This window comes from Psychrobacter sp. T6-1 (assembly GCF_052258445.1).
Genome location: NZ_JBQQFC010000316.1, coordinates 1 through 2,675, shown reverse-complemented (window position 1 = coordinate 2,675; position 2,675 = coordinate 1). Strand labels below are relative to the sequence as shown.

General features: G+C 44.3%; 2 protein-coding genes. Both read left to right on the top strand.

What is annotated here, in order from left to right; all coding sequences use genetic code 11:
- A partial coding sequence (locus ACTXGO_RS12185; protein ID WP_443574738.1) for a sensor histidine kinase occupies window positions 1-684 on the top strand: 684 nt, incomplete at its 5' end.
- A gap of 104 nt (window positions 685-788) precedes the next feature.
- On the top strand, window positions 789-2,474 hold the full coding sequence (locus tag ACTXGO_RS12180) for a sigma-54-dependent transcriptional regulator (protein WP_443574737.1): 1,686 nt from the start codon (window positions 789-791) through the stop codon (window positions 2,472-2,474).
- Window positions 2,475-2,675 lie beyond the last annotated feature (201 nt).

The following is a 2,675-nucleotide window of genomic DNA, read 5'->3' as shown; positions in this document are numbered from 1 at the left end:
TCTTTAGGTCAATTGACTGCCAGTATCGCACACGAAATCAGAAACCCTCTTGCCACTATCTCCCAAGCCAGCGAGCTATTGATGGAAGATACTTTGGAGGCTGAAAACGAGAGTGAGTTGTCAGCATCGGTGGCTAACAACCATGAGCTGTACAAGATGATATTTACGCAAACCAAACGCGTCAATCGTATCATTGAAGACATTCTAAAGTTATCTCGCCAGCAAAGCGCAGCGCAGCAAGCTATTGCTTTGGCTGGGTGGATACCTGAATTTATAGAAAATTACTTTAAAGAGCATGATGTGTTTTTGAGTATTCAAGATCAGCCCATGATTCAATTTGATCCGCATCAATTAGAACAAGTACTGATCAACTTGATTAACAATGGCCTGCGTTACAGCAGCTACTCGCACCCTCATGCTTATGTCAAAATTGAGATCTATTACATCAATAATGAAATAGCTATTGATATATTAGATGATGGCGCAGGCGTGGACTTGGCCGACATAGAGCAGTTGTTCAACCCGTTTTTTACTACAGATACTTCAGGTACAGGTTTGGGTTTGTATTTGTCACAAGCCTTTTGCGAGGCTAATCAAGCGCGCTTAACGTATGTCCCTGAACACGAAAAAACTTGTTTTCGCCTAATCGCCCCTGCTATCGACAAACAAATGATGAGAACGTAAACTAAAAGTCGTTATATACTGATATTATAACATTCAGCACTTTGTGAACGAGCACTTTATAAGCCGATAGCTGTCTGCGCTACCTGAATACAATAAGGATATCTATGACCACGACTGCCCTTGTCGTCGACGATGAAGTTGATCTATGCCGCCTGATGCAAATTACCTTGACTAAAATGGGTATCAAAAGTGATGTCGCTTATACTTTGGCGCAGGCAAAAGAATACTGGCAAGAGAGCCACTACGATTTTTGTTTAACGGATCTAAACTTACCTGATGGTTCAGGTCTAGATCTGGTCAAACTCATTAGTAATAGCTCAACCAGTCCAGTTGCGGTGATTACTGCTTATGGCAGTATGGATCTGGCTATTGAGGCTCTAAAGATTGGTGCCTTTGATTTTGTCAATAAACCCCTTGAGCTTCCGCGCCTACGGCAACTGGTAGAGAGTGCGCTAAAGGTAATTCACCAAGATCATAAAGCTGAATCTGAACCTGAGTCAAATCCTGAACAGCAGATGTTAGATGAGCGCCTTATCGGCAATGCTAAGGTTATGCTCACGCTCAAAAAAACGGTACTCAAGCTGGCACGCTCGCAAGCGCCTGTGTTCTTATCTGGCGCGTCAGGCACGGGCAAAGAGGTCGTCGCGCGTTTGATTCATGACTTAAGTCCGCGCCGCGAGGGTAGTTTTGTCGCTGTAAACTGCGGCGCTATTCCCTCAGAGCTGATGGAGTCAGAGTTTTTTGGTCATAAAAAGGGCAGCTTTACAGGTGCGGTCGCAGATAAACAAGGGCTGTTTCAACAAGCCAATGGAGGTACGTTATTTTTAGATGAAGTGGCGGATTTGCCGCTTGCCATGCAAGTCAAACTACTGCGAGCTATTCAAGAAAAAACCGTCCGCGCCATTGGTGATACCAAAGAGGTGCCTGTAGATATACGTATACTATCAGCGACTCACAAAGATTTAGATCAATTGGTACAAAGAGGTACATTTAGGCAAGATTTATATTATCGCATCAACGTCATCGAGCTTAAACTGCCAGCGCTCAATACTCGCCGTGATGATATCCCTATTTTGACGACGCATTTTTTGGATATGATCGCGTGTGAATGGCAACTTGATACGCATCCGACAATTACGGATGAGGCTTGCCTGCGCTTGCAGCAACACGAGTTTGCAGGCAATGTGCGTGAGCTGCGTAACTTACTTGAGCGCGCGATTACTTTGGCTGATACCTCAGTGATCGATGTCACCCATTTAGGACTTGGTGAAGTATCAGCACCGGAGCAAACGACAAACGCAAAAACCAGTCTTGCAGACGATCATGCGGCTGACAACGCAGTACCGCCGACTACACAAGATAGCAGTAGCATTCAAGATAATAGTAGCATTCAAGATAATAGTATAGACAAACCGCATTCTACGGCGGCGTATCCTTATCGGACGACCACTCAGCACTACCCTTCTGCTATTAGACACACGTTAGCGATCGAGCGCGGCGCGGTAGCTTTTGATAATCCGATTGGCCAGCAAAAACCAGAACACGTCACCTCTACTAACGAGCAAGCGACTGATGCTAATGCGATTGTGTCTCAAACTTCTGTAGAACAGTTGCCAGTAGAGGGACTCGAGCAGTATCTGTTAGAACAAGAAAAACAGTTGATTCTCACTGCTTTGAAACAAACTGACTGGAATAAAACTCAAGCCGCCGAGCGTTTAGGGACTACGTTTCGCTCCTTAAGATATCGTATGAAAAAACTAGATATCGCAGAAGATAAGCAAGTAGATTAGCAGCAAGTCAGTAAGGTTACATCCCTGTCACTTGGTAAAACGCTAGATGGCTGTATTATTCATAACTTATTGACCTTGGGTTTTTTGTTCTTTTTTATTTATAAAGCGTATGCCGTCAGTCTGTATCTGCTCACGCAATATAGACAGCGCCTGCGCCTCCCACGTTTTTTCTTTATCCAATAGCATGACATCAGGTTTAAC

Excerpts from the sequence above, each read along its gene's own strand:
- ACTXGO_RS12180 (WP_443574737.1), top strand. The coding sequence starts at position 789 with ATGACCACGACTGCCCTTGTCGTCGACGATGAAGTTGATCTATGCCGC.